A 23,906-nucleotide genomic window follows, 5' to 3' on the forward strand; every position below is an offset into this window, starting at 1 on the left:
GGCGGTTCTCTGGTCCGGCGCGTACGCGCCTTCCGACGGGGGATGTCTTGGGCAAGCGGATTGTATTCTGGTGCCTTGCCGGCGTGGTTGTCGTCTGTGCCGTAGCGGCGGGTGCGTTCTTCTGGTTCCGTGGCTTTTCGCCGGACCGCGCCGAGTTCCCGATCCGGGGCATCGACGTTTCCCATCATCAGGGAAAGATCGACTGGCCCCGCGTCGCGGCCGACGATGTCGCCTTCGCCATCATCAAGGCGACCGAAGGCGGCACCCATGTCGACACCCTGTTTGCGACCAATCTGCGAGAGGCGCGCGCGGCCGGCCTGGCGGTCGGCGCCTATCACTTCTTCACCTTCTGCCGCCCAGGCGCCGATCAGGCGAAGAATTTCATGGCGGTGGTGCCGCGCGGCGAACCGCTTCTGCCGCCGGTGGTCGACATCGAATTCGGCGGCAACTGCCCGCAACGGCCGTCGCCCGAGCAGTTGAACGCGGAGCTTGCCGCTTTCCTCGGCCCTGTCGAGGCGGCGTTCGGGAAGCAGGCGATCTTCTACCTGACCGACGAGGCGGCCGACGCTTATTCCGGCACTATCATAACCCGTCAGCGCTGGCTGCGTTCGCTGGCGCTGAGGCCGCGCGAGAACGACTGGATCTACTGGCAATATCACAATATGGGCCGCGTCGACGGCATCGCCGGCGATGTCGATCTGAACGTTCTGAAGGGCAGCCGCGAGACCCTGGCGGCGTTGTTCGCGCCCTGAATCTAGTTCTTCAGGAACGTCGCGATCTCGCTGAACACGTTGACGAACATCTCTTCCGTCAGCACGCCCGTATTGGTGTTGTAGCGCGAGCAGTGATAGCTGGAGAACAAGGCGATGCCGCCGGCTTCTTGCCTTCCGCCATGGCGGAACGGCAATGCGGCGACGCGCCCGCCCAGCGCCCGCACGGTCGCCTGATGCGCGATCGAACCCAGCGTCAGTATGGCGCGCAGATTGGGGAAGCGTGCAATCGTCGGCTTTAGAAAAGTCCGGCAGGTGGCGATCTCGGCGCCCACCGGCTTGTTCTCCGGCGGCACGCAGCGCACCGCATTGGTGATGGCTGTGCCGACAAGCTCGAGTCCGTCATCCGGCCTTGCCTTGAACTCCCCGCGCGCCAGGGCATGCTTAATCATCGTGCCGTAGAGCAGGTCGCCGGCATAGTCGCCGGTGAAGGGGCGTCCTGTGCGGTTGGCACCGCGCAGGCCAGGCGCCAGCCCGACGATCAGGAGTTTGACTGCATTCTCGCCTTCCGGCGGCAGGAAAGTCGGCACCGGCGCGTTGAACCACCCCGGCTCACGCTCGCGCCAGGCGGCGATGAAATCATGCAGCCGCGGGCAAAGCGGACAGTCACGGCTGGGTTCGGGGGAGGGCGCGGCGCTCAAGGCCGCCGCCCGTCAATAATCGTCCTCGTCGACTTCGGCGGGTTCCGGCCGCCGCGCCGGCCGCTCGGACGGGTCGCGGCCGACTTCGCTCTTCAGCGTCATCAGGTCGATGAAATGGTCAGCCTGGCGGCGCAGATCGTCGGAGATCATCGGCGGCTGCGAGGCCATGGTCGAGATGATCGACACCTTGCGGCCGCGCCGCTGCAGCGCCTCGACGAGCGTGCGGAAGTCGCCGTCGCCGGAGAAGATCACATAATGGTCGACGACATCGGCGAGCTCCAGCGCGTCGACCGTCAGCTCGATATCCATATTGCCCTTGATCTTGCGGCGGCCGGTCGAGTCGGTGAATTCCTTGGCGGGCTTCGTCACCACCTTGAAGCCGTTATAGTCGAGCCAGTCGATCAGCGGCCGGATCGAGGAATATTCCTGATCTTCGACCAGCGCGGTGTAATAATAAGCGCGCAAGAGATAGCCGCGCTTCTGGAAGCTCGACAGGAGCTTGCGGTAGTCGATGTCGAAGCCCAGCGCGCGGGACGTGGCGTAGAGATTGGCACCGTCGATGAAAAGGGCGATCTTTTCACGGGGATCGAACATTGAAAAACATCCCTTTCAAAAATTTCTGTCGTCTAAAAGCGTTGACGAATAGGTCCGTTAAATGGACCCCGATACCGTCGCATCCGAGATAACGCGCAATTTGTGGATATCCAAGGGCAGCGCCGGCATTGCAAGCAATTGTGATCGCGACTATCTAAGCCCACCAAGGCGCGCTCAGATGATGAGCCGGGTTAGGGGCGGTCAAGCTTGCGCCGGCGCCATAAAGCTTGTGTTTCGTCCGCGCCCGCGTTATGGAGCGCGCCAGCTTTCCACTAAATCCATCGCATGAAAGGGGCAGTCCATGGCCCGCGTAACCGTTGAAGATTGCATCGACAAGGTCGACAACCGTTTTGAACTCGTGCTGCTCGCCGGCCATCGCGCCCGCCAGATCAGCCAGGGCGCGCAGATCACCGTTCCGCGCGACAATGACAAGAACCCGGTCATCGCGCTGCGCGAGATCGCCGACGAGACGCTCTCTCCCGACGACCTCAAGGAAGACCTGATTCACTCGCTGCAGAAGCATGTCGAGGTCGACGAGCCGGAGGCCGAGGGCGAGGCGATCACCGACCAGACCGGCACGACCGCTGTCGCGGCCGACGACGCCGAGGAGAACATCGCTTTCGACCGCATGAGCGAGGAAGACCTGCTCGCCGGCATCGAAGGCCTGGTACCCCCGGAAAAGAGCGACGACTACTAAGAGCTTTTGATAATTCTGCTCAGCCGGTTGTTGAGCGGATTCTGAAAAAGCTTCCGAGTTCGCCTGGATCAAGCATCCGGTACTTCCGTCTGGTAAGTTTCGTGGCTATCTATGAGATGCGTCGCACGTCGGTGCGGCGCATCAATCATTTCAGCACCGCGAGATCCCGCCCATGATGCGTCAGTATGAGCTTGTCGAGCGCGTGCAGCGCTACAAGCCTGACGTCAACGAGGCGCTGCTCAACAAGGCCTACGTCTATGCCATGCAGAAGCATGGCCATCAGAAGCGCGCCTCGGGCGATCCCTATTTCTCGCACCCCCTCGAAGTCGCCGCCATCCTCACCGACATGCACATGGACGAGGCGACCATCGCCGTCGCGCTGCTGCACGACACGATCGAGGATACGACGGCGACCCGGGCAGAGATCGACGAGCTCTTCGGCCCCGAAATGGGCAAGCTGGTCGAGGGCCTCACCAAGCTGAAGAAGCTCGATCTGGTCTCCAAGAAGGCCGAGCAGGCCGAGAATCTGCGCAAGCTTCTGCTCGCGATCTCCGAGGACATTCGCGTTCTCCTGGTCAAGCTCGCCGACCGCCTGCACAACATGCGTACGCTCGACCATATGCCCGAGTCCAAGCGCCTGCGCATCGCCGAGGAGACGATGGACATCTATGCGCCGCTGGCCGGGCGCATGGGAATGCAAGGCATGCGCGAGGAGCTGGAGGAGATCGCCTTCCGCTACATCAATCCGGAGGCTTATCGTGCCGTCACGGCAAGGCTTGCCGAGATTTTCGAGCGCAACAAGGGCGTCCTGCAGGAGATCGAGACGGCGCTGTCGGGCTTGTTCGAAAAACACGCCATCAAGGCGAGCGTGAAGAGCCGGCAGAAGAAGCCGTGGTCGGTGTTCCGCAAGATGGAGGCCAAGGCGCTCTCCTTCGAGCAACTCTCCGATATTTTCGGCTTTCGCGTTATTGTCGACACGGTCGACGACTGCTACCGCGCGCTTGGCGCCATTCACACCACCTGGTCGATGGTGCCAGGCCGCTTCAAGGACTACATCTCGACGCCGAAGCAGAACGACTACCGTTCCATCCACACCACCATCGTCGGGCCGTCGCGCCAGCGCGTCGAATTGCAGATCCGCACCAAGGAGATGAACAAGATCGCCGAATATGGCGTCGCCGCGCATTCGATCTACAAGGATACAGGCGGTAAGATGAACGGTGCCGCCCATGCGATCTCCAGGGAGACCAACGCCTATGCCTGGCTGCGGCGCACCATCGAGCAACTGGCCGAGGGCGACAATCCGGAGGATTTCCTCGAGAACACCAAGCTGGAGCTGTTCCAGGACCAGGTGTTCTGCTTCACGCCCAAAGGCATGCTGATCGCGCTACCGCGCGGCGCCACCCCGATCGACTTCGCCTATGCCGTCCACACCGATGTCGGCGACACCTGCGTCGGCGCCAAAGTCAATGGCCGCATCATGCCGCTGATGACGGAGCTGAAGAATGGCGACGAGGTCGAGATCATCCGCTCCAAGGCGCAGGTGCCGCCTGCCGCCTGGGAATCGGTCGTGGTCACCGGCAAGGCGCGCGCAGCCATCCGCCGCGCCACCAAGAACGCGATCCGCAAGCAATATTCCGGCCTTGGCGCCCGCATCCTCGAACGCGCCTTCGAGCGCGCCGGCAAGACCTTCACCAAGGAAAGCCTGAAACCGGTGCTGCACCGGCTGGCGCGCAAGGATATCGAGGACGTGTTGGCTTCCGTCGGTCGCGGCGAATTGAGCTCAACCGACGTGATGAAAGCCGTCTTCCCCGACTATAAGGACGAGCGCGTCACCGTCGCCCCGCCCAAGCCGCGCGAGGAAGGTTGGTCGAAGATCCGCAACGCCGCCGGCATGCTGTTCCAGATGCCCGGCACGCGCGCCGCGCGCAAAGGCAAGGACCAGCTGCGCGACGGCGCGGTGCCGATCCGCGGCGTGCGCGGCGACCTGCCGGTGCGCTTCGCCCCGGAAGGTGCCGTGCCGGGCGACCGCATCGTCGGCATCATCCAGCCGGGGACCGGCATCACCATCTATCCGATCCAGTCGCCGGCGCTGCAGGCCTTCGACGACCAGCCCGAGCGCTGGATCGACGTGCGCTGGGATATCGACGAACGCACCAAGGAGCGGTTCCCGGCGCGCATCTCGGTCACCGCCATCAATGCCCCCGGTTCGTTGGCCGACATCGCCCAGGTGGTGGCGTCCAACGACGCCAACATCCACACGCTGTCGATGATACGCACGGCGCCCGATTTCACCGAGATGCTGATCGACCTCGAGGTCTGGGATTTGAAGCACCTCAACCGGCTGCTGTCGCAGCTCAAGGACAATTCGAGCGTCAGCGATGCGCGGCGTGTTAACGGCTAAATGATTGGAGCCCGGCTCCGAAAACTGATTTTCGGAAGGCTGCAGTCAAAGATAACGGGGGACGAAATGAACACCGACGAAGTGCTTGGCATTTTCCGCGAGGCCGGCGCCGTTCTTGAAGGCCATTTCATCCTGACGTCGGGCCTGCGCAGCCCGGTCTTTCTACAGAAGGCGCGCGTCTTCATGCATGCCGACAAGACCGAGCGTCTCTGCAAGGCGCTGGCCGAGAAGATCCGCGAGGCTGTGCCCGGCAGGATCGACTATATCGTCGGTCCGGCCATCGGTGGCCTGATCCCGGCCTATGAAACCTCGCGTCATTTGGGCGTCCCGGCGATCTGGGTCGAGCGGGAAGGCGGCGAGTTCAGGCTGCGCCGCTTCGAGATCGCCAAGGGCGCGCGCGTCGTCATCGTCGAGGACATCGTCACCACTGGCCTGTCGATCCGCGAGACCATCGATTGCCTGCGCGAGCTTGGCGCCGAAGTCGTGGCGGCCGCCTGCATCATCGACCGTTCGGCCGGCAAGACCGATGTCGGCGTGCCGTTGATCGCGCTTGCCGAATATGAAGTGCCGGCCTATCCCGCCGACCGCCTGCCGCCGGAACTTGCCGCCATTCCAGCCGTTAAGCCGGGAAGCCGCAACATCTGACTCCGCAATGTATGAAAACAAGCACTTGGGCGCGCCGCTTGAATCTCTCTGGCAGCGGCCCGCGCCCGGGGCGCGATGATCGCCGGTATCGACCATTTCGTGCTGACGGTCCGCTCGGTCGAAGCGACCTGCGACTTCTACGGGCGCGTGCTCGGCATGCGGCGGCTCGATGAACCCAGCCGGCCGACCGCGCTTCTGTTCGGCTCGCAGAAGATCAACCTGCACCAAATCGACCGCACGTTCGAGCCTAAGGCGAAGACCCCGACGCCCGGCTCCGGCGATTTCTGCCTCGTCGCCGCCGTGCCGCTTGCCGAGATCCAGGCCAGCCTAGCGGCCAATGGCGTGGCGGTAGAAGTCGGCCCGGTCTCACGCGCCGGCGCGCGCGGCCCGATGATCTCAGTCTATTTCCGCGACCCGGACGGCAATCTGGTCGAGGTCAGCGAGTACCCGTTCGACTGAGATCGAGCCGCATGGCGCAGCGCTGGTCCAAAGCCATGCCGTGCTCGGCCTCGTCGCTGAGCAGCCTGGCCAACCGTGCGTCGATCTCGGCGCCTCCCAGGATACGAAAGCCGAACTTACGATAGAAGGGCGCGTTCCAGGTAATGGCGCGAAACGTGGTCAGCGTCATCGCGGCCAGACCGCGCCGCCTGGCGTGCGCGACCGACCGTTCGAGCAAAGCGCGGCCGATGCCCTGGCCCTGCCGGTCGAGGCGCACGTCCAATTCCCAGACATGCAGCGCATCGCCCTCGACCCCGGCGCTCAGGAAGCCGACCGGCCGGTCATCTTCGTCCGCGGCAACCCAACATGCGCCCGCGGCGATCAGCGCGCGGTGTCGCTCGACGCTGACATTGTCGCCGTCGGCTAGCCACGCCAGTTCCGGAATGGCGCGGAACGCCAGTCCGGCCGATTGCTCGATCGCCGGCAATGCCTCCGCGTCCTCGGCTCGCGCCGGTCGAATGGTGATCATTTGCTCCGCATTTCGGTTGTTTCCTCAGTTTCGCCAGAATGATGGCCTTGTTACAGCCTGCGGCAGACCATCGCGGCGACGTTTCGTTGTTACGATGCCCGCCCGTCTCTATATCAGAGACTTGTTGCCTTTCTGCGCCATCGAAGCGCAAGATATGTGTGGCGCGTCCCGGTGGGCAGGGGCAGCGCGTGTTGGACCGGGAACTGGAACAGAGTGCTTTTTCGACGCCGAGAGCCTGATGGCCTCCTGGAGCGGGTGCGTACTTATCTATGGCCGCGCCGCTCGTTCTCGCGTTCCGTGCAATATTTCTCCAAACGCATCCTGCGGCTGAAGGCGACGCCGCATTCGGTCGCCGCCGGCGTCGCCGCGGGTGTTTTTGCCTCCTTCTTCCCGCTTGGCGTCCATTTCGTGGTTGCTGCGGTGCTTTGTTGGGTGATCGCCGGCAATCTGGTCGCTGCGGCGCTCGGCGCGGTGTTTTTCGGCAATCCGCTGACCTCCCCGCTGCTGTGGGGCGCCTCCTGGGAAACCGGCAAACTGATCCTGCATGAGCATTTGCCGAAGCACGGCCCTCCCGAGCATCTCGGCGAAATGATGCACAAGCTCTCCTTCGCCAAGCTCTGGGTGCCCGTTCTGGAGCCGATGCTGATCGGCGCGGTGCTGCTCGGCCTGATATTCGGGCTGGTGTTCTACGGCATCACCCGCTGGGGCATGACCGTGTTTCGCGAGCAGCGCCGGAAGCGCATGGCCGAGCGTGCCGAGAAGAAGGCGCGGCAGGGCGGGCGGGAAGTGCCGGCGGAATGATCATCGGCATCGGCAGCGACCTGATCGACATCAGACGCATCGAAAAATCGCTGGAGCGCCACGGCCAGCGCTTCGTCCAGCGCATCTACACCGAGGTCGAACAGGCCAAGTCGGAAAAGCGCGCCGCCCGCGCCGCTTCCTATGCCAAGCGCTTTGCCGCCAAGGAGGCCTGCGCCAAGGCGTTGGGCACCGGCATGGCCGAGGGCGTGTTCTGGCGCGACATGGGCGTGGTCAACCTGCCGAGCGGCGCGCCGACCATGGCGCTGACCGGTGGCGCCGCGGCCAGGCTGGAGAAAATCCTGCCGAAAGGCCGCCGCGCGCTGATCCATCTCACCATCACCGACGATTTCCCGCTTGCTCAAGCCTTTGTGATCATCGAGGCAGTGCCCGCCGAACAAGCGCCACATTGATTCCATCTGACCACCAGCGGCATGACGTTGCCCAGCGCGCGCCAAGACTCTATACCAACATCGCACAATTGAGGACGACATGAGCGTGGCTGAAAAATCGCAGAAGAAATCCGGCGGGCTTGGTGAAACCTTCTCCGTCATCATCCAGGCTCTGCTGCTCGCGCTCGTCATCCGCACGCTGCTTTTCCAGCCCTTCTCCATTCCGTCCGGCTCGATGCGGCCGACGCTGCTCGAAGGCGACTATCTCTTCGTCACCAAATGGGCCTATGGCTATTCGCGCTATTCGCTGCCTTTCGGTCCCGATCTCTTCTCGGGCCGCATCTGGGGCTCGGAGCCAAAGCGCGGCGACGTGGTGGTGTTCAAGTTCCCGCCGGATCCGTCGGTCGACTACATCAAGCGCGTCGTCGGCCTGCCCGGCGACAAGATCCAGATGAAGGACGGCCAACTCTTCATCAACGACGTCGGCGTGCCGCGCGTGAAGACCGGCCAGATCGACAATCCCGACGTCACCGAGGAAAACCGGCCGATCGATGTCTATCGTGAAACGCTGCCGAACGGCGTCAGCTACGACACGCTCGACATCAATTCCGATTCGATCGGCGACAACACGCGCGAATTCGTCGTGCCGGCCGGGCACTATTTCATGATGGGCGACAATCGCGACAATTCCTCCGACAGCCGCTTCGCCGTCGGCTTTGTGCCGGCCGAGAATCTCGTCGGCCGCGCCAACCTCATCTTCTTCTCGATCGCCGGCAAGGCGAGCCCGCTCGAGATCTGGAAGTGGCCGTCGCTGATGCGCGCCGGGCGCCTGTTCCATTTCGTCCACTAGAGCGATGGCGGCCGGCAAGCGTTTGACCGCCGATGCCCTGGCCGAAGCGCTTGTCGAGCGTACCGGCCATGCCTTCGCCGACCGCCAGCGCCTGCAGCGGGCGCTGACCCATGCCAGCGCCCGTTCGACCCATGCCGGTGTCGACTACGAGCGCTTCGAATTCCTGGGCGACCGCGTTCTCGGCCTCGTCGTCGCCGACATGCTGTTGGCTACCTTTCCCGATGCCGCCGAGGGCGAGCTGTCGCTGCGCCTCAACGCGCTGGTCAATGCCGAGGCGCTGTCCGAAATCGCCGAGGAGATCGGCCTGCCGGAGCTGATCCGCGCCGGCTCCGATGTGCGCAATCTCGACGGGCGCAAGCGCACCAATCTGCGCGCCGATGCGCTGGAATCCCTGATTGCCGTGCTTTACCTGGACGGTGGCCTTGAGGCTGCCCGCGCCTTCATCCATCGCTACTGGCAGCCGCGTTCGCAAGCGATCGGCGCTGCGCGGCGCGACGCCAAGACCGAGTTGCAGGAATGGGCGCATCAGGCCGCGGCCGGCGCCGTGCCGGCCTACCGCGTCGACGGCCGCGAGGGACCGGACCACGACCCGCTGTTCACCGTCAGCGTCAAGGTCGGCGCCTTCGCTCCGGCGACCGGCAGCGGCCGCTCCAAGCGCGAGGCCGAGCAGGCCGCGGCGGCTACTCTTTTGCTGCGCGAAGGCGTATGGAGCGCAGCATGACAGAAATTGAAACCTCTGAAGCCCCCCCGACGCGCTCCGGCTTCGTCGCGCTGATCGGTGCGCCTAATGCCGGCAAGTCGACGCTGGTCAACCAGCTTGTCGGCGCCAAGGTGTCGATCGTCACGCATAAGGTGCAGACCACCCGCGCCATCGTGCGCGGCATCGCCACGCATGCCAACGCGCAGATCGTCTTCGTCGACACGCCGGGCATCTTCAAGCCGAAGCGGCGGCTGGACACCGCGATGGTGACGACCGCCTGGGGCGGCGCCAAAGATGCCGATGTCGTCGTGCTTCTGATCGACGCCGAGCGCGGCATCAAGGGTGACGCCGATGCCATCCTCGACCGGCTGAAGGACGTCAAGCAGCCGATGCTGCTCGTCCTAAACAAGGTCGACCGCGTCAAGCCGGAGACGCTTCTGGCTTTGGCCGCGACCGCGAACGAACGCGTGCCGTTCAAGCGCACTTTCATGGTCTCCGCGCTCACCGGCTCCGGCTGCAAGGACCTGCTCGACTATCTCGCCGAGACGTTGCCCGCTGGCCCCTGGTACTATCCGGAGGATCAGATCTCCGATCTGCCGATGCGCCAGCTCGCGGCCGAGATCACGCGCGAAAAACTTTATCTGAGGCTGCATCAGGAACTTCCCTATTCCTCGCATATCGAAACCGAGAAATGGGAAGAGAAGAAGGACGGCTCGGTTCGCATCGAGCAGGTCATCTATGTCGAGCGAGACAGCCAGAAGAAGATCGTGCTCGGCCATAAGGGAGAGACGATCCGCGCCATCGGGCAGGCCGCGCGGATGGAGATTGCTGCCATTCTGGAGCAGAAGGTGCATCTCTTCCTGTTCGTGAAGGTGCGCGAGAATTGGGGCGACGACCCCGAACGCTACCGCGAGATGGGGCTGGAGTTTCCGAACTGAGCAGGTTTGCCTCACCGGCTTGATTTCGCCATCCAACAGGTGAAAAGCTCTGGCCATGGAATGGCGCGACGAGGGAATAGTTCTCGGCACCCGCAAGCATGGCGAAACCAGCGCCATCCTCGAGGTGATGACGCGCACACATGGCCGCCATCTCGGCCTGGTGCGGGGCGGGCGCTCGCGCAAGCAGCAGCCGGTGCTGCAGCCCGGCAACCGCGTCGACCTTTTGTGGCGGGCGCGGCTCGACGAGCATCTCGGCGTCTTCCAGGCCGAGGCGATCGAGATGAATGCCGCGCGACTGATGGACAGCGCGGTCGCCGTCTACGGCCTGCAGACCATGGCCGCGCATCTCAGGCTCCTGCCGGAACGGGACGCGCATGGCGGGCTTTACGAGGCGCTTGCCGTGATGATTTCTCATCTCGACGATGCCGATGCGGCCGGCGAGCTGGTGGCGCGCTTCGAACTGCTCATCCTCGATGAGCTGGGCTTCGGCCTCGACCTCAGCCAATGCGCGGCGACCGGCACCAGGCAGGATCTCGCTTATGTCTCGCCGAAATCCGGACGCGCCGTGTCGCGCGAGGCCGGCGCGCCCTGGCGCGACAAGATGCTGGCGCTGCCGGCCTTTCTCCAACGCGGCTCCGGCCTGCGCGCCGATGCGGCAGCGCTGGAAGACGCGTTCCGGCTGAGCGGCTTCTTCTTCACCCGCCATGTCTATGAGCCGCGCGGCCTCGAGCCGCCCGACGCCCGCGCCGGGTTTCTCGCCGCGCTGCGTCGGCACCATGCCGCGGTGAGGGCCGGATAGCAGAGACAGCGCGCCTAATCCGCGCTGCGCCGTTCCAGGAAATCGTCGAGCATGGGGCGCTGGCCTTTGAGGATCTTGAGGCCGGCTTCGGGCAGCGAAAACCAGCCGGCCTTGTCGACTTCAGGAAACTCCTTCATCGCGCCCGACTTTGGCGGCCACTCCATGGTGAACATATTGCTCCTGACGGCATCCGCATCGATGTCCGCTTCGACACTCCATGCCACCACGATCTTGCCGCCGGGCTGCCTGTAGCTGCCGAGCGGCCGGAAGTCGCCTTCGATGGTGACGCCGAGCTCTTCCTTGGCTTCCCGTTTGGCGGCTTCGAGTTCATCCTCGGTGTCGTCGATCAATCCCTTCGGGATCGACCACGCGCCTTCATCCTTTCTGGCCCAGAACGGTCCGCCGGGATGGACGAGCAGGAATTCGAACACACCGGCAATGCGCCTGTGGATCAGCAGGCCGGCGCTTTTCTGCGGCATCGGTCACCTCGCGACATTGTCTTCCTCCGCGCGAGAATAACACGAGTATTGCGCGGCAGAGGTCGCGCAATGCCGGCAGCCTCGGCGGCCCGCCATTGAATAATCAGGCAAGTTGCTGGCAATCAGCCGTGAAACATGCTCGATCTTGTTAGCCGGCCCGATCTTGTTAGCCGGCAAGACGCTGATTTGCGACAGTCGTCCCATTGCCGCATTTGTTGGCCACGACTGGTCTGGTTTTGAGGGAAACCGCCATGTTTTTCAGCCTGATCGCTATTGCCGCAGTCATAGCTCTTTTCGTCATTGTATCCCGACAGCAGAATCGCATCGCGCTGGTCGAGCGCGAGCTTGGCGTCCTGCGCGGCCTGGTGCAGGCTGTTTCGTTGTCCCCACCCTCGCCAGCGGACGCCGCGCAGAAAGGTCTTGCCGAGGAGGCCAAGGCAGCCGCGGCGCCTGCCGCGCCGCTGGCTGATGGCACGACTGTGGCCGAGGAGGCCACGCCCGAGGTCGCCGAAAGCGAGGCCGTGGCCGGGCCCTGGACGACGCGCAAGGCTGCCCCTGCGCAATCCGCCGGGCCGATCGAACCGGCGCAACCCGCCACCGTGGCCCAGACGCCCGCGGCAGGGTCCCCAGCGCCCGCCAAAGCGGCGCGCCAGACCGATGTCGAGACGGCGCTGGGCACGCGCTGGGCGGTCTGGGTCGGCGGCATCGCGCTGGCGCTAGGCGGCCTGTTTCTGATCCGCTACACCATCGAGGCCGGCATCTTCGGCCCCGGCGTGCGACTGACGATGGCCGGCATCCTCGGCCTGGCGCTGATTGCCGGCGCCGAATTCATTCGCCGCACTGGCTTCAAGGTGCCGGTGCAGGGCGCCGCCAGCGCCTATATCCCCTCGATCCTGACGGCGGCTGGCGCCTTCATCCTGTTCGGCACGGTCTACGCGGCGCACGGCATCCATGGCTTCATCGGGCCGGCGACGGCCTTTGTGCTGCTTGGCGTCGTCGGCGTCGCGACCATTGGCGCTTCGCTGGTGCACGGCTTGGCGCTGGCCGGCATCGGCCTCGTCGGTGCGATGGTCACGCCGGCGCTGGTCGCCTCGCAGGCGCCCAATCCCTGGGCCTTGTTCGTCTATTTGGCGATCGTGCTTGCGGCGACCGCGGCAACCGCCCGCATCCGCGACTGGAAGGCGCTGGTGGCGGCTGCCTTCGCCGGCACAGGCATCTGGACCATTCTCTACATGGTCGACGCTCCGGATGTGAACCTCGCCGCCGTCCTGTTCATCGGCCTTGCCACGCTCGCCGTGCTGGCCTTCGTCTGGCTCGGCCTTTTCTTGGCTACTGGCCGCGACACTGCGGTCAGCGGCTTCGACTGGCCGTCGATGGTGCCCGGCTTCTTCATCGCCCTGAGCGCGCTGGGCCTGTCCGTCGATCCGGCTTTTGCCGGCGCCGGCGGCACCGTCCACGGCGCGGTGCTTTTGGCCGCGCTGGTCGCGGTGGCGCTCTACCGGCCGCGCGCCCTTCCGCTGGTTTTCGCCGCCGGCATCGCCACCGTGTTGATCTATCTCGGCATCATCCCGCCCGCCACGATCGGCGCGAACGCGCTCGATGTCGGGTTGGACGCTCAGCCCCTGGCGTCGCCCGACGCCCTGACGTTCCGTATTGGCGTCGCGCTTGGGCTGATCTTCCTCGCCGCCGGCTTCTGGGCCGCGCGCCGCTTCGCCGCCGCCGCGCCGCGGCGCTCAGCCTGCTGGGCGGCTTGGGGCGTCATCGCCCCGCTGGTGGTGCTCACCGCGCTGTGGCTCACCTTCGGTGATATCGACCGCGACCTCGGCTACGCGCTGCCGGCGCTGTTGCTGGTGCTCGTCTTTGCGGCTGGCGGCGAGTGGATCGCGCGCGCCGAGGGGCCGCCGCTCAGTGGCGGCCCGGCCGTGTCCTTCGCGCTTGCCGGCGCCGGCGTCGCCGGTCTGCTGATGCTGCACATGGCCTTCGGTTCCGGCTGGACGACTGTGCTGCTTGGAGCCGCGGCGATCGTCCCGGCGCTGGCTACGCGCTGGCGCTCCTACTCCGTGCTTGGCTGGATCGCGGTGGGTGCGACGGTCGCCGTGCTCGGTCGTGTGGCCTTCGACCCGACCGTCGTCGGCGCGGCGTTTCTCTCCAGAACGCCGGTCTTCAACTGGCTGCTGCTTGGCTATGGCGTGCCGGCGCTCGCCTTCGGCTTTGCCGCCTGGCAGCTCGCCCGCACCACCAACGGCCGGCCGCGCCTTGCCATGGAGGCGGCCTCGGCGCTGTTTGCGCTGCTCACCATCGCCATGCTGGTGCGCCATGCTATGCATGGCGGCGTCATCGACACCGGCACGGTCACGCTGGCCGAACAGGCGATCTACACGCTGATCGCGCTCGGCGCCGGCGCCATCCTCGTCGCCATCGACATGCGCTCGCCGAGTTCGGTTCTGCGCTATGGCTCGATGGCTGCCGGGGTGGTCTCGGCAGGCTTGATCGCCGTTCAGCATTTCGTCGTGCTGAACCCGCTGCTGACGGACGAGTCGACCGGTACGATCCCGGTCTTCAACCTCCTGTTCCTTGCCTATCTGCTACCGGCGGTCGCCGCCGGCGCGCTGGCGCTCTATGTCCGCGACAAGCGTCCGCGATGGTATGCGGCGATGCTGGCGCTGATCGCCGCGCTGCTTGCCTTCGCCTATGCGACGCTTTCGGTGCGCCGCCTGTTCAAGGGCGAGTTCATCGCCCTGTGGAGCGGGCTTGGCCAGCTTGAGACCTACACCTATTCGGCGCTCTGGCTGGTCATCGGCGTGGCGCTGCTCGCCGCCGGCGTCTGGCTGAAGTCGCAAGTGCTGCGCATCGCCTCTGCGGCGCTGATCGCGGTCGCGGTGGTCAAGGTCTTCCTCTTCGACATGTCGGAGCTTGAAGGCGTGCTGCGCGCGCTCTCCTTCATCGGCCTCGGCGCCGTGCTGATCGGCATCGGCCTGTTCTACCAGCGGCTGCTGACCAGGGCGGCGAGGCAAACGTAGTGCTTTGACTTGTCTGGATATTCAAAATGGATATATGAATATCCAATAGGAGATATTCATGCCGCTCTACATTCGCGATGACGAGGTCGACGCGCTCGCCGCAAAATTGCAGCGCGAGACCAATGCGTCCAGCAAGACCGAGGCTGTGCGGACCGCGCTTTTGCACGAACTAGAACGCCATCGCACCAAGCTGCCGCTGCGCGATCGAATTGTTAAGCTTCAGGCGGAGGCGAAGAAGATCGGCCTGCCCAACCCCGATTTCGACATGAAGAAATTCACCAATGAGATGTGGGAAGACTGATGTTTGTCGACGCTTCGGTGCTCGTCGCCATTCTCAACCAGGAACCGGGCTGGGAAGAATTGTCCAAACAACTCTCAGGAGCTGTCGACTTCTATGTCTCCGCGATGGTCCGTTTTGAAGCGACGCAGGCACTGGCGCGGGCCGGCGCGGGCTCTCGCAAGCCCACTGCCGAAGCCCTCCTGAAGGCTCGCGATCTGGTGGATCAGCTGATTTTGGAAATTGGTGGAGAAAATGTGCCGATAGGCGAGGAGATCGGCTCACGCGCCATCGAGGCCAGCGCTCGCTATGGCAAGGCCGTCGGTCATCAAGCCGATCTGAATTTGGGCGATTGCTTTGCCTATGCCTGCGCCAAGGTGCTCGAGCTTCCGCTGCTCTACAAAGGCAATGATTTCCTGCTGACGGATTTGAAATAATTGGCTTTCTTTCCACTTGGCAGGAATAAATCGCCCTCCGCCATCGTTCTTCATGTGCTTGGGTAACCGCGGCGGTTCGGCCGCTTCGCGCTGACCGCTTGCACCGCGCCGGCAAGGCGCGTTCTATCGGGACGGAAAGCGACCTCGAAACAAGCGGTCATGGACGACAAGAAGGCAGCGATCCTGAGCGAAATACCGCGGTTGCGACGCTATGCGCGCTCGTTGCTGCGCGAGCGCGATTCCGCCGACGATCTCGTCCAGGATTGCCTGGAGCGGGCGCTTGTTCGGCTCGACAACTGGCAGACTGGAGAGAGCCCCCGGAGGTGGCTGTTTACGATCATGCATCATTTGTTCATCGACCAGATGCGCAAGGTCAACCGGCGCGGCGAGGCGGCGATGCTGCCTCTCGAAGCCGGAGAAGCCCAAGCCGCGCCCGCCGATCAGGTCGAGACCATCGCCTCGCGCGAGATCATGGATGCCCTGCAGGCGATCAGCCCCGATCGCCGCGCGGCGTTGGTGATGATCGCCATCGAGGGCTTTTCCTATGCCGAGGCCGCCAACATCCTTGGGGTGCCGGCCGGCACGCTGATGTCGCGCATCGCGCGCGGCCGCGAGGAATTGCGAGGATTGCTCGACGACACATCGCGCCGCCGCTCGATAAGGATCGTCGAGAAATGACCCACCGCGATTTCACTGAACGCGATATCCATATGGCCCTTGACGGCGAACTGCCGGGCGAGGAGCGCATGGCTTACGACGCCTGGCTCGATGCCAATCCCGAGATGAAGGCGAAGTCCACGCGCTACATCGCCGACCGCGCTGCCATGCGCGCCGCCGTGGCCGGCGTGATGGACGAGCCGGTGCCGGCAAGGTTGCGGCAGGTCGTGCTTGGCGAGGCGCCTGCAAAAGCATCGCCCTGGCGCTCGCGCTGGTGGCTGTCGGCTGCCGCGGCCGCGATGCTCGCGGTCGGCGGGCTCGGCGGCTATGTCGCCGGCATCGACAGCATCGCCCGTAGCGAAGGGGATGACCAACTCGCCGAACAGGCGATCGCAGCCCATGTCATCTACGCCGCGGAAAAGCGCCACGCCGTCGAGGTTCCCGCAAGCGACAAGGATCATCTCCAGACCTGGCTGTCGAACCGTATCGGGTTGAAGCTGGTTGCGCCAGATCTTGCGGCCGAGGGCTTTGACCTCGTCGGCGGCCGGCTGCTGCCGGCCGGTGACCAGAGCAAGGCAGCGATGCTGCTCTACGAGGACGCCAAGGGCGAGCGCATCTCGCTCTACGTTACCGCCGACTCGTCGGAGACATCCAAGGGCACCTACACGGCTGAGACCGGTGGGCCGGAGGCTGTCTACTGGCTCGACAAGGGCTATGCCTGCGCGGTCGTCGGCTCGTTGCCGCCGGAACGCCTGTCGGATGTCGCAAAGAGCGCCTATGGCCAGCTCGTGGCCGGCATATCGAGCTGAACCGGCTGCGGTTTTCGGCGGCCGGCAGTCCCTTGGACGGCAATTCTGTTCAAGTGCTAGGCCTTTCCTGTCGTGGCGGAAACTGTCACAATTCGGCCCTAATCAAGGAGCGATAGCGCTTGATGGATACTGGCGCTTCGGCCAGTATTCGCGACGCATCCACCGGGGCCGTTTCTTAAACCCAATCGAGGTTCTCCCAAGCCCGCATGCCTGCCGAGATCCGCAAGGCCCGCGCGTCAGACGTCGATGACCTCGCCGCCATCGAGAAGGCTGTTTTTCCGGGCGACAGGCTCTCGCGCCGCTCCTTCCGCCAGTTCATCGAACGCGAAACCGCCGAGATGCTGGTGGCCGAGAACGAGGGCCGCGTTGCCGGCTATGCCGTGGTCCTGTTCCGCAAGGGCAGCGGCGTGGCGCGGCTTTATTCCATCGCCGTTGGTCCCTTCTTCGGTCGCCTCGGCATCGGCCGGCTTCTGCTGGCCGCCGCCGAGGAAGCGGCCTTCGAGCATGACCGGCTGTTGCTGCGCCTCGAAGTGCGCGAGGACAATCAGCGCGCCATCCGCATCTACGAACAGGCCGGCTATCGGAAATTGGGCCGCGAGCTCGATTATTACGAAGATGGTGCGACCGCGCTGCGCTATGAGAAGACGCTGCGTGGCGATACGCCGACCGCGACCAAGGTGCCGTTCTACCCGCAGACCTGCGAGTTCACCTGCGGCCCGTGCTGCCTGATGATGGCGATGGCCAATTTCGACCGTGGCTTCGTGCCTGACTCGGTCATGGAAATCCGCCTGTGGCGCGAGGCGACCACGGTCTTCATGATGTCGGGTCCCGGCGGCTGCGAGCCCTTCGGCCTGGCCGTCGCCGGCTATGAGAGCGGGCTCGCCGCCGAGATATTCGTCTCCTTCTACGGCGCCCTGTTCCTGCAATCGGTGAGGAGCGAGGACAAGCGCCGGGTGATGGAGCTCGCACAGGTCGATTTCCGCCGCCGCGCCGAGCTTTACGGCATCTCCGTCAACTACCGTCCGTTCGGCATCGGCGATATCCGGGACGCCTTGGCCGAGGGCAAGCTGGTGGTAGTGCTGATCAGCGGCTTCCTGATGTTCGGCAAGAAGGTGCCGCACTGGGTGCTGGCCATCGGCGACGATGGCGACCATATCCTGATCCACGACCCCTGGGTCGAGGATGAGAGGCAGGAGACGATCCTCGATGCCGCGAACATTCCGGTGCCCTACGACATCTTCATGAACATGGCGCAGTTCGGTCGAGACGGCTTGCGCGCGGCCATCACTCTGGGAAAACGCTGAGACAATGACCTGGGTTATCCTGACAGGCAGGCAGAACGACATCGATCAGGTGGCCACACCCCACAAGATCATCACCAACCGCGATTATCTCGCGCATCCGGCGCTGTTTCGTGGCCAGCGGCCGAAAGTGATCAACCTGTCGAACAATTACGGCTACCAGAGCCGCGGCTACTATGCCTCGCTGCTCGCCGGCTCGCGCGGCCACAGGGTGATCCCCACGGTCGAGACGATGATCGACCTTTCGGAGCGCAAACTCTACGAGCACGCGCTGCCGGAGCTCGAACTCGCCTTGAACAAATGCCGCAAGGATCTCGGCGGGGCGTTTCCGGCGAAGGCCGCGATCTTTTTCGGCATCGGTCCGTCGAAAGTGTGGGACCGTTTCGCCAAGCTGTTGTTCGACTGGTTCCGCGCGCCGGCACTCGAGGTCCACATCAAGGACAGCGCCGAATGGGCCTCGATCCGCAAGATCGGCTTCCTGCCGCTCGCCCGCATGACCGAGGATGAGGAAGAGTTCTTCCTGCAATGCCTGGACACCTACACCAATCGCGAGTGGCGCGACACCAAGGGCCGCACGCCGGCGCGCTATACGTTCGCGACGCTGGTCGACCCGCATGAGGAATTGCCGCCGTCGGAAATCTCCTCGCTGCGCTACTGGGCGAGGATCGCCGAGAAGATGGGCGTCGAGGTCGAGCCGATCACCAGGAAAGACCTCGCCAAGCTCGCCAATTACGACGCGCTGTTCATCCGCGAGACGACGTCGATCTCCAACCACACCTATCGCTTCGCGCGCCGCGCCCAGCAGGAAGGCATGCCGGTGATCGACGATCCGCTGTCGATGATCCGCTGCACCAACAAGGTCTATCTCAACGAGCTGATGACCTACAACAAGGTGCCGGTGCCGCCGACGGTGATGATCGCCGGCACGTCCGACTTCGAAGTGGCGGCGCAGACGCTTGGCTTTCCGCTGGTGCTGAAGATCCCGGATTCATCCTTCTCGCGCGGCGTCAAGAAATGCGAGAACATGGCGGAGCTCACCAAGCTCGCGACCGAATGGCTGGAAGATTCCGATCTTCTGATCGCGCAGAAGTTCATCCCGACCGAGTATGACTGGCGCGTCGGCGTGCTCGGCGGCCAGCCGCTGTTTGCCGTGCACTATCTTATGGCGAAGAAGCACTGGCAGATCGTCAACCACAAGGCCAGCGGCAAGCCCGACCAGGGTGGCATCAAGACCTTCACGCTGAAGCAGACGCCGCCGCATGTCGTCGAAACGGCGGTGCGGGCGGCCAAATGCATCGGCGACGGGCTCTACGGCGTCGACCTCAAGGAAACCAAGGACGGCGTCTTCGTCATCGAGGTCAACGACAACCCCAATCTCGACCATGGCTGGGAGGATTCCGGCGAGAAGGACGAGCTCTGGGTGCGGCTGACGCAGTGGTTCCTGGAACGCCTGGAGAGGCCGGAGAAGTAGAGGTGGGAGAAGGGGAGTTGGAGAGCTGAAGAACTGAGGAACTGAAGAATGGAGTGTCTGACGGAACACCTCTCCTTGCGTCATCGGCCCATCATTTCTTAATCCCCTCAGTTCCTCAGTTCCTCAGTTCCTCAGTTCCTCAGTTCCTCAGTTCCTCAGTTCCTCAGTTCCTCAGCCGAGTGCTGGTGATTTGACCGCGCGCACGCATTCCCCGACCAACCATTCCCGGAACGCGCCCACGACATCGCGCCTTGCGCTGCGTTCGGGGATCGTCAGGCAATAGGGCTGGCGCAGTTCCAGGGATTGCGGGGCGGCTCGCACCAGTCTGCCATCCTCCAGCGCCCGGGCGCAATAGATACCTTGCGCCAGCGCCACGCCCAGCCCTGAAATGGCAAGGTCGAGCGCTGCCCGCGACGAGTTGGCCGACAGGCCGCGTTGTGCCGTACGGCCCGGCTCGATGCCTGCTGCCTCGAACCAGTTGCGCCAGGTTGGAAAGGAAGCGCCGGTCGGTCCCCAATCGGTGTGGATCAGCGGCAGGCCGACAAGGCCGTCGGATCCGGTCGCTCCGGCCAGCGTTGGCGCGCAGACTGGATAGACGGCGTCCCTGACGATCTCCTCGGTCGGATGTTCCCGATAGTGCGGACCATAGGAGAGGCGGATGTCGATCAATTCATGATCGAATGGGACCGGATCGTCGTCGCCTCTCAGCGATATGTCGGCGGCGCCATGCGATGCGACGAAGCCGGCGAGCCGCTCCGAAAGCCAGCCCATCGCCATGGAAGGTGGCACTGAAATGACGAGCCTCGGCCGGAACGCGCCGCCGCCGACATCACGCGCGACGCTGCCGATTTCCCGGAAGGCCATGCTGAGCCTCGGCAGCATCTCCACCCCGGCCTCGGTCAGCACCGCGCGCCGGTTGACCCGGTGGAACAGTTTGCGCCCCATCTGCTCCTCGACGGTGCGGATAAGCTGGCTGACGGCCGCGGCCGAAATCGACAGCTCCTCCGCCGCGGCGGCAAAGCTGCCTGCGCGCGCCGCCGCTTCGAAGGCCTGGAGTCCGCGCAAGGAGGGAAGGGCGACCATGGCAACCCGAAAGATAAGGTGATCTTATCCATTTCGCAGAAATCCTCATTTTTCGAAAGGTTTCTTTCTGAGTATCGTGGCCTCATGAACGCAATCGACCACCACGAAACCGTAGACCATTGCCAGGTGATGGCATCGCTGACCAACGAGGAGCGCAGCCGGCTGACCGGTAAGTCCGATGGGCCGGGCCTTCTCCAGTTCGCGCTCCATCTTGGCGCGATCGTCGTCCTTGGCGCGCTCATCGCGGCAAAGGTGCCGTTCTGGCCGGTCCTGATGCTGCCGCAGGGCATCCTGATCGTCTTCCTGTTCACGTTGCTGCACGAGACCGTGCACAGGACGGCGTTCGAAACGCAGTGGCTGAACGATGTGGTCGCGCGCTTCTGCAGCCTGGTGATCGCGCTGCCGGCCGACTGGTTCCGCTACTTCCACTTCGCCCATCACCGCTTCACTCAGGATCCCGAAAACGATCCGGAGCTCGCCTTTCCGAAGCCCGAGACGATGCGGCAATACATCGTCCATGTCTCCGGCCTGCCGGTATGGTGGGGCCATTTCAAGACGCTCTATACCAATGCAATGGGGCCCTGCCGAGACAGTTACGTGCCGCCGAAAGGTGTGCCGAAAGTGAAGGCCGAAGCGCGGGCGATGATCGCCTTCTATGTCGTCCTGCTGGCGCTCGCGGTCTGGTTCAAGGCATCGGTGCTGCTCACTGTCTGGATCGTGCCGGCGCTGCTCGGCCAGCCGTTCCTGAGGCTTTATCTGCTGGCCGAGCACGGCCGCTGCCCCTTCGTCGCCAACATGCTGGAAAACACCCGCACGACGCTGACCAACTGGTTCGTGCGCAAGCTCGCCTGGAACATGCCTTACCATGCCGAGCACCACGCCTATCCCGGCGTGCCGTTCCACCAGTTGCCCGAATTCCATCGGCTGATCGAGCGGCACCTCAAAGTGGTCGAGCCCGGCTATGTGAGCTTCCACGAGAAATATGTCGGGGCGCTACGCTGACGGAGAGCGTCACTCAGCCCGACTGGCGCTGCAGCGCCTGCGAACGCAGCAGCCGGCCGATGTCGGACGCCTTGCTCGGCACGCCGATCAGGTAGCCTTGCGCCTCGCCGCAACCGGCCTTGCGCAGCATGTCGAGCTGCGCTTCGGTCTCGACGCCCTCCGCAGTGACGGTGATGCCGAGCTCGGCGCCGAGGCCGATCACCGTGCGCACGATCGCTGCCGTGTCTCGCTTGTCGAGGTCGCGGATGAAGGAGCGGTCGATCTTGATCTTGTCGACGGGGAAGCGCCGGAGATAGCCGAGCGAAGAATAGCCGGTGCCGAAATCGTCGAGCGCGATGCGCACGCCGAGGCCGCGCAATTGGCTTAGCGTCTTCAGCACCGCGTCGCTTTCGTCCATCAAGACCGTTTCGGTGATTTCGAGCTCCAGGCGATTGGCCGGCAGCCCGGAAAAGGCGAGCGCCGAGATCACGCTGCGGGCGAAGCCGCCGCTCTTGATCTGCGCGGCCGAGACGTTGACGGCCATGCGCATGTCCCGAGGCCAATTGGCGGCGACGTTGCACGCCTTGCGCAGCGCCCAATCGCCGAGCTGCACGATCAATCCCGTCTCCTCGGCGGCGGGAATGAAATTTTCCGGCGATACCAGGCCGCGCGATGGCGAGCGCCAGCGCATCAGGGCTTCCGCGCCGACGATTTTGCCGGAGCCGATGTCGAGGATCGGTTGGAAATCCAGCTCGAATTCGCGCTTGGAGAGTGCCGCTTCGAGATCGACCTCGAGCGCCCTGCGCTCCCGCATCAGCGCATCCATGCCCGGCTCGAAGAAGCGATAGACATTGCGGCCTTCGCTCTTGCCTCGGTAGAGCGCCATGTCGGCGTTGGTCAGCAGCGTGTCGGCATCTTGTCCGTCGCTGGGATAGAGCGCGATGCCGAGGCTCACGCCCACATGCATTTCGCGCCCTTTGTCGCGATAGGGCTTGCCGACGATCTCGACGATGCGCTTGGCGAGCTTCTCGGCGTCGGCGGCGCTCTTGATGCCCGACTGGATGATGGCGAACTCGTCGCCGCCGAAGCGCGCCACCACGTCCTTGCTGGTGCGCACGGCATGCTGCAGCCGCTTGGCGACGCATTTCAGCAGCCAGTCTCCGGCCGGGTGGCCGAACGTGTCGTTGACGGCCTTGAAGCGGTCGAGGTCGAGCGAGAAGATGGCCAAGGGCTTGGCCTTGGCCTCGCCAAGCGCCTGATCCAGCTTTTCGCGAAACATCGAGCGGTTGGGCAGATTGGTCAGCGTGTCGTGATGCGCAAGATGCGTCATGCGTTCTTCGACACGGCGCCGTTCGGTCACGTCCTCGAAGGTCGCCACCCAGCCGCCGCCGGCGAGTGGGCGGCGCGAGACAAACAGCGTGCGGCCATCGACGAGTTCGCGATAGCTGGAGCGCGACTGGCCCGCGTCCAGGGCCGCCTTCGTCTTTCCCACCTCGATGTCGACTTCAACGGGCATGAAGATGCCGAGAGCAACGAGTTTCTCCAGCATCTGACTGTGCGTCATGCCGAGCGCGAAATCCCCGGCCTTCGCGTTGCACAGATCCAGGAAGCGCTGGTTGCGCACGATCAGGTGGCCCTCGGCGCTGTACATCAGCAGGCCTTGCGACATGTTGGCCAAGGCCGCGTCGAAGCGGCGGTATTGCTCTTTCAGCTCGGCTTCGGCGCGCCGCTGCTCCGTCACATCCTCGTAGATCGACACCCAGCCGCCGACGGCGATCGGCCGGTGCGAAATGACGATGATGCGTCCGTCCGACAGGATTTCCTCATAGGTCGAAGGCTTGGCACCGTCGATGTAAGGCTTGCGGATGGCATAAAGTTCGTCGGCGCTCTGCGCGGCGATGCCGATGTCGACGCTGTGCTGCAGGATGTCGAAGAAACGAGTGCCTGGCTTCACCACTTTGGCGTCCAGGCGGAAGATGTCGATGTAGTTGCGGTTGCAGATGATCATCCGCTCGTCGGCGTCGAACATGCATAGTCCATGCGACATGTTCTCGACAGCCGCCGCGAAGCGCTCGTTCTGGGCCCGTAATTCTTCCGCGATCCGCCGCGTTGGACCGATAGCGGCCGTTCTTCGCTTGCCGGCGGTGGAAGCCGTCTTGACATGAACGCCAGGCATGAGCACGCCTTCGGACCGTG

The 23,906-nt window shown here is 64.2% G+C and carries 25 protein-coding genes; 19 read left to right on the plus strand and 6 right to left on the minus strand.

Translation table 11 applies throughout. The annotated features are described in order from the left end of the window. Positions 1-47 precede the first annotated feature (47 nt). Positions 48-752 carry a GH25 family lysozyme gene (locus tag FJW06_RS23895; protein WP_140755123.1) on the plus strand — a complete coding sequence of 235 codons (705 nt, stop codon included), beginning with the start codon at positions 48-50 and terminating at the stop codon, positions 750-752. A 2-nt stretch (positions 753-754) separates the two neighbouring features. Here the strand turns inward: FJW06_RS23895 and FJW06_RS23900 are convergent, their stop codons facing one another. Beyond that, positions 755-1,411 (minus strand): uracil-DNA glycosylase, encoded by a 657-nt coding sequence (locus FJW06_RS23900; protein ID WP_140755125.1) that lies wholly within the window; start codon positions 1,409-1,411, stop codon positions 755-757. Positions 1,412-1,423: 12 nt separating this feature from the next. Next, entirely contained in the window at positions 1,424-2,005 is a 582-nt protein-coding gene (locus FJW06_RS23905) for an NYN domain-containing protein (RefSeq protein ID WP_042637844.1), read from the minus strand. Positions 2,006-2,306: 301 nt separating this feature from the next. Here FJW06_RS23905 and rpoZ point away from each other — a divergent pair, with 301 nt between their 5' ends. The 4 genes from rpoZ to FJW06_RS23925 all read left to right on the plus strand — a co-directional run bounded on the left by rpoZ (position 2,307) and on the right by FJW06_RS23925 (position 6,210). Then, on the plus strand, positions 2,307-2,702 hold the full coding sequence (rpoZ, locus tag FJW06_RS23910) for a DNA-directed RNA polymerase subunit omega (RefSeq protein WP_140755127.1): 396 nt from the start codon (positions 2,307-2,309) through the stop codon (positions 2,700-2,702). Positions 2,703-2,874: 172 nt separating this feature from the next. Further along, positions 2,875-5,106 (plus strand): bifunctional (p)ppGpp synthetase/guanosine-3',5'-bis(diphosphate) 3'-pyrophosphohydrolase, encoded by a 2,232-nt coding sequence (locus FJW06_RS23915; protein WP_140755129.1) that lies wholly within the window; start codon positions 2,875-2,877, stop codon positions 5,104-5,106. A gap of 66 nt (positions 5,107-5,172) precedes the next feature. Further along, on the plus strand, positions 5,173-5,751 hold the full coding sequence (gene pyrE / locus FJW06_RS23920) for an orotate phosphoribosyltransferase (protein ID WP_140755131.1): 579 nt from the start codon (positions 5,173-5,175) through the stop codon (positions 5,749-5,751). A gap of 75 nt (positions 5,752-5,826) precedes the next feature. Then, positions 5,827-6,210 (plus strand): VOC family protein, encoded by a 384-nt coding sequence (locus FJW06_RS23925; protein ID WP_140755133.1) that lies wholly within the window; start codon positions 5,827-5,829, stop codon positions 6,208-6,210. On the opposite strand, the gene FJW06_RS23930 is transcribed toward FJW06_RS23925, so the two are convergent. Then, entirely contained in the window at positions 6,188-6,718 is a 531-nt protein-coding gene (locus tag FJW06_RS23930; protein WP_140755135.1) for a GNAT family N-acetyltransferase, read from the minus strand. The genes FJW06_RS23925 and FJW06_RS23930 overlap by 23 nt on opposite strands. A gap of 213 nt (positions 6,719-6,931) precedes the next feature. On the opposite strand from FJW06_RS23930, the gene FJW06_RS23935 reads away from it, so the two are divergent. The 6 genes from FJW06_RS23935 to recO all read left to right on the plus strand — a co-directional run bounded on the left by FJW06_RS23935 (position 6,932) and on the right by recO (position 11,195). After that, positions 6,932-7,519 (plus strand): DUF2062 domain-containing protein, encoded by a 588-nt coding sequence (locus FJW06_RS23935; RefSeq protein ID WP_140755137.1) that lies wholly within the window; start codon positions 6,932-6,934, stop codon positions 7,517-7,519. Continuing rightward, positions 7,516-7,929: a holo-ACP synthase gene (gene acpS, locus FJW06_RS23940; protein WP_140755139.1), complete on the plus strand. Its 414-nt coding sequence runs from the start codon at positions 7,516-7,518 to the stop codon at positions 7,927-7,929. Before FJW06_RS23935 ends, acpS begins: the two co-directional genes overlap by 4 nt. 79 nt (positions 7,930-8,008) lie before the next feature. Beyond that, on the plus strand, positions 8,009-8,758 hold the full coding sequence (lepB, locus tag FJW06_RS23945) for a signal peptidase I (RefSeq protein WP_140755141.1): 750 nt from the start codon (positions 8,009-8,011) through the stop codon (positions 8,756-8,758). A 4-nt stretch (positions 8,759-8,762) separates the two neighbouring features. Beyond that, the gene (rnc, locus tag FJW06_RS23950; protein ID WP_140755143.1) at positions 8,763-9,479 is read left to right on the plus strand and encodes a ribonuclease III; all 717 of its coding nucleotides are present in this window, start codon (positions 8,763-8,765) and stop codon (positions 9,477-9,479) included. Then, a complete protein-coding gene (gene era / locus FJW06_RS23955; protein ID WP_181178530.1) occupies positions 9,464-10,396 on the plus strand; it encodes a GTPase Era in 933 nt (310 codons plus the stop codon). Before rnc ends, era begins: the two co-directional genes overlap by 16 nt. Positions 10,397-10,451: 55 nt before the next feature. After that, the gene (gene recO, locus FJW06_RS23960) at positions 10,452-11,195 is read left to right on the plus strand and encodes a DNA repair protein RecO (RefSeq protein ID WP_140755147.1); all 744 of its coding nucleotides are present in this window, start codon (positions 10,452-10,454) and stop codon (positions 11,193-11,195) included. A gap of 14 nt (positions 11,196-11,209) precedes the next feature. Here the strand turns inward: recO and FJW06_RS23965 are convergent, their stop codons facing one another. Next, a complete protein-coding gene (locus FJW06_RS23965; RefSeq protein WP_140755149.1) occupies positions 11,210-11,674 on the minus strand; it encodes an NUDIX domain-containing protein in 465 nt (154 codons plus the stop codon). A 251-nt stretch (positions 11,675-11,925) separates the two neighbouring features. On the opposite strand from FJW06_RS23965, the gene FJW06_RS23970 reads away from it, so the two are divergent. The 7 genes from FJW06_RS23970 to FJW06_RS24000 all read left to right on the plus strand — a co-directional run bounded on the left by FJW06_RS23970 (position 11,926) and on the right by FJW06_RS24000 (position 19,646). Next, positions 11,926-14,694 carry a DUF2339 domain-containing protein gene (locus FJW06_RS23970; protein WP_140755151.1) on the plus strand — a complete coding sequence of 923 codons (2,769 nt, stop codon included), beginning with the start codon at positions 11,926-11,928 and terminating at the stop codon, positions 14,692-14,694. Positions 14,695-14,752: 58 nt separating this feature from the next. Next, entirely contained in the window at positions 14,753-14,995 is a 243-nt protein-coding gene (locus FJW06_RS23975; RefSeq protein WP_140755153.1) for a type II toxin-antitoxin system VapB family antitoxin, read from the plus strand. After that, entirely contained in the window at positions 14,995-15,408 is a 414-nt protein-coding gene (locus FJW06_RS23980; RefSeq protein ID WP_140755155.1) for a type II toxin-antitoxin system VapC family toxin, read from the plus strand. Before FJW06_RS23975 ends, FJW06_RS23980 begins: the two co-directional genes overlap by 1 nt. 159 nt (positions 15,409-15,567) lie before the next feature. After that, positions 15,568-16,086, plus strand: a complete 519-nt coding sequence (locus FJW06_RS23985) for an RNA polymerase sigma factor (RefSeq protein WP_140755157.1) — start codon at positions 15,568-15,570, stop codon at positions 16,084-16,086. Then, positions 16,083-16,874 carry an anti-sigma factor gene (locus tag FJW06_RS23990; protein ID WP_140755159.1) on the plus strand — a complete coding sequence of 264 codons (792 nt, stop codon included), beginning with the start codon at positions 16,083-16,085 and terminating at the stop codon, positions 16,872-16,874. Before FJW06_RS23985 ends, FJW06_RS23990 begins: the two co-directional genes overlap by 4 nt. A 206-nt stretch (positions 16,875-17,080) precedes the next feature. Beyond that, positions 17,081-18,178 (plus strand): GNAT family N-acetyltransferase/peptidase C39 family protein, encoded by a 1,098-nt coding sequence (locus FJW06_RS23995; protein WP_140755161.1) that lies wholly within the window; start codon positions 17,081-17,083, stop codon positions 18,176-18,178. A 4-nt stretch (positions 18,179-18,182) separates the two neighbouring features. Then, complete coding sequence (locus FJW06_RS24000) at positions 18,183-19,646, plus strand: RimK family protein (RefSeq protein ID WP_140755163.1); 1,464 nt, start codon at positions 18,183-18,185, stop codon at positions 19,644-19,646. A 171-nt stretch (positions 19,647-19,817) separates the two neighbouring features. On the opposite strand, the gene FJW06_RS24005 is transcribed toward FJW06_RS24000, so the two are convergent. After that, a complete protein-coding gene (locus FJW06_RS24005; RefSeq protein ID WP_140755165.1) occupies positions 19,818-20,729 on the minus strand; it encodes a LysR substrate-binding domain-containing protein in 912 nt (303 codons plus the stop codon). 84 nt (positions 20,730-20,813) lie between these two features. Between FJW06_RS24005 and FJW06_RS24010 the strand changes: the two genes are divergently transcribed. Then, complete coding sequence (locus FJW06_RS24010) at positions 20,814-21,731, plus strand: fatty acid desaturase family protein (RefSeq protein ID WP_140755167.1); 918 nt, start codon at positions 20,814-20,816, stop codon at positions 21,729-21,731. 13 nt (positions 21,732-21,744) lie between these two features. On the opposite strand, the gene FJW06_RS24015 is transcribed toward FJW06_RS24010, so the two are convergent. Then, complete coding sequence (locus tag FJW06_RS24015; RefSeq protein ID WP_140755169.1) at positions 21,745-23,886, minus strand: EAL domain-containing protein; 2,142 nt, start codon at positions 23,884-23,886, stop codon at positions 21,745-21,747. Between the last annotated feature and the right edge of the window lie 20 nt (positions 23,887-23,906).

Source organism: Mesorhizobium sp. B4-1-3 (genome assembly GCF_006439355.1).
Classification (GTDB): domain Bacteria; phylum Pseudomonadota; class Alphaproteobacteria; order Rhizobiales; family Rhizobiaceae; genus Mesorhizobium.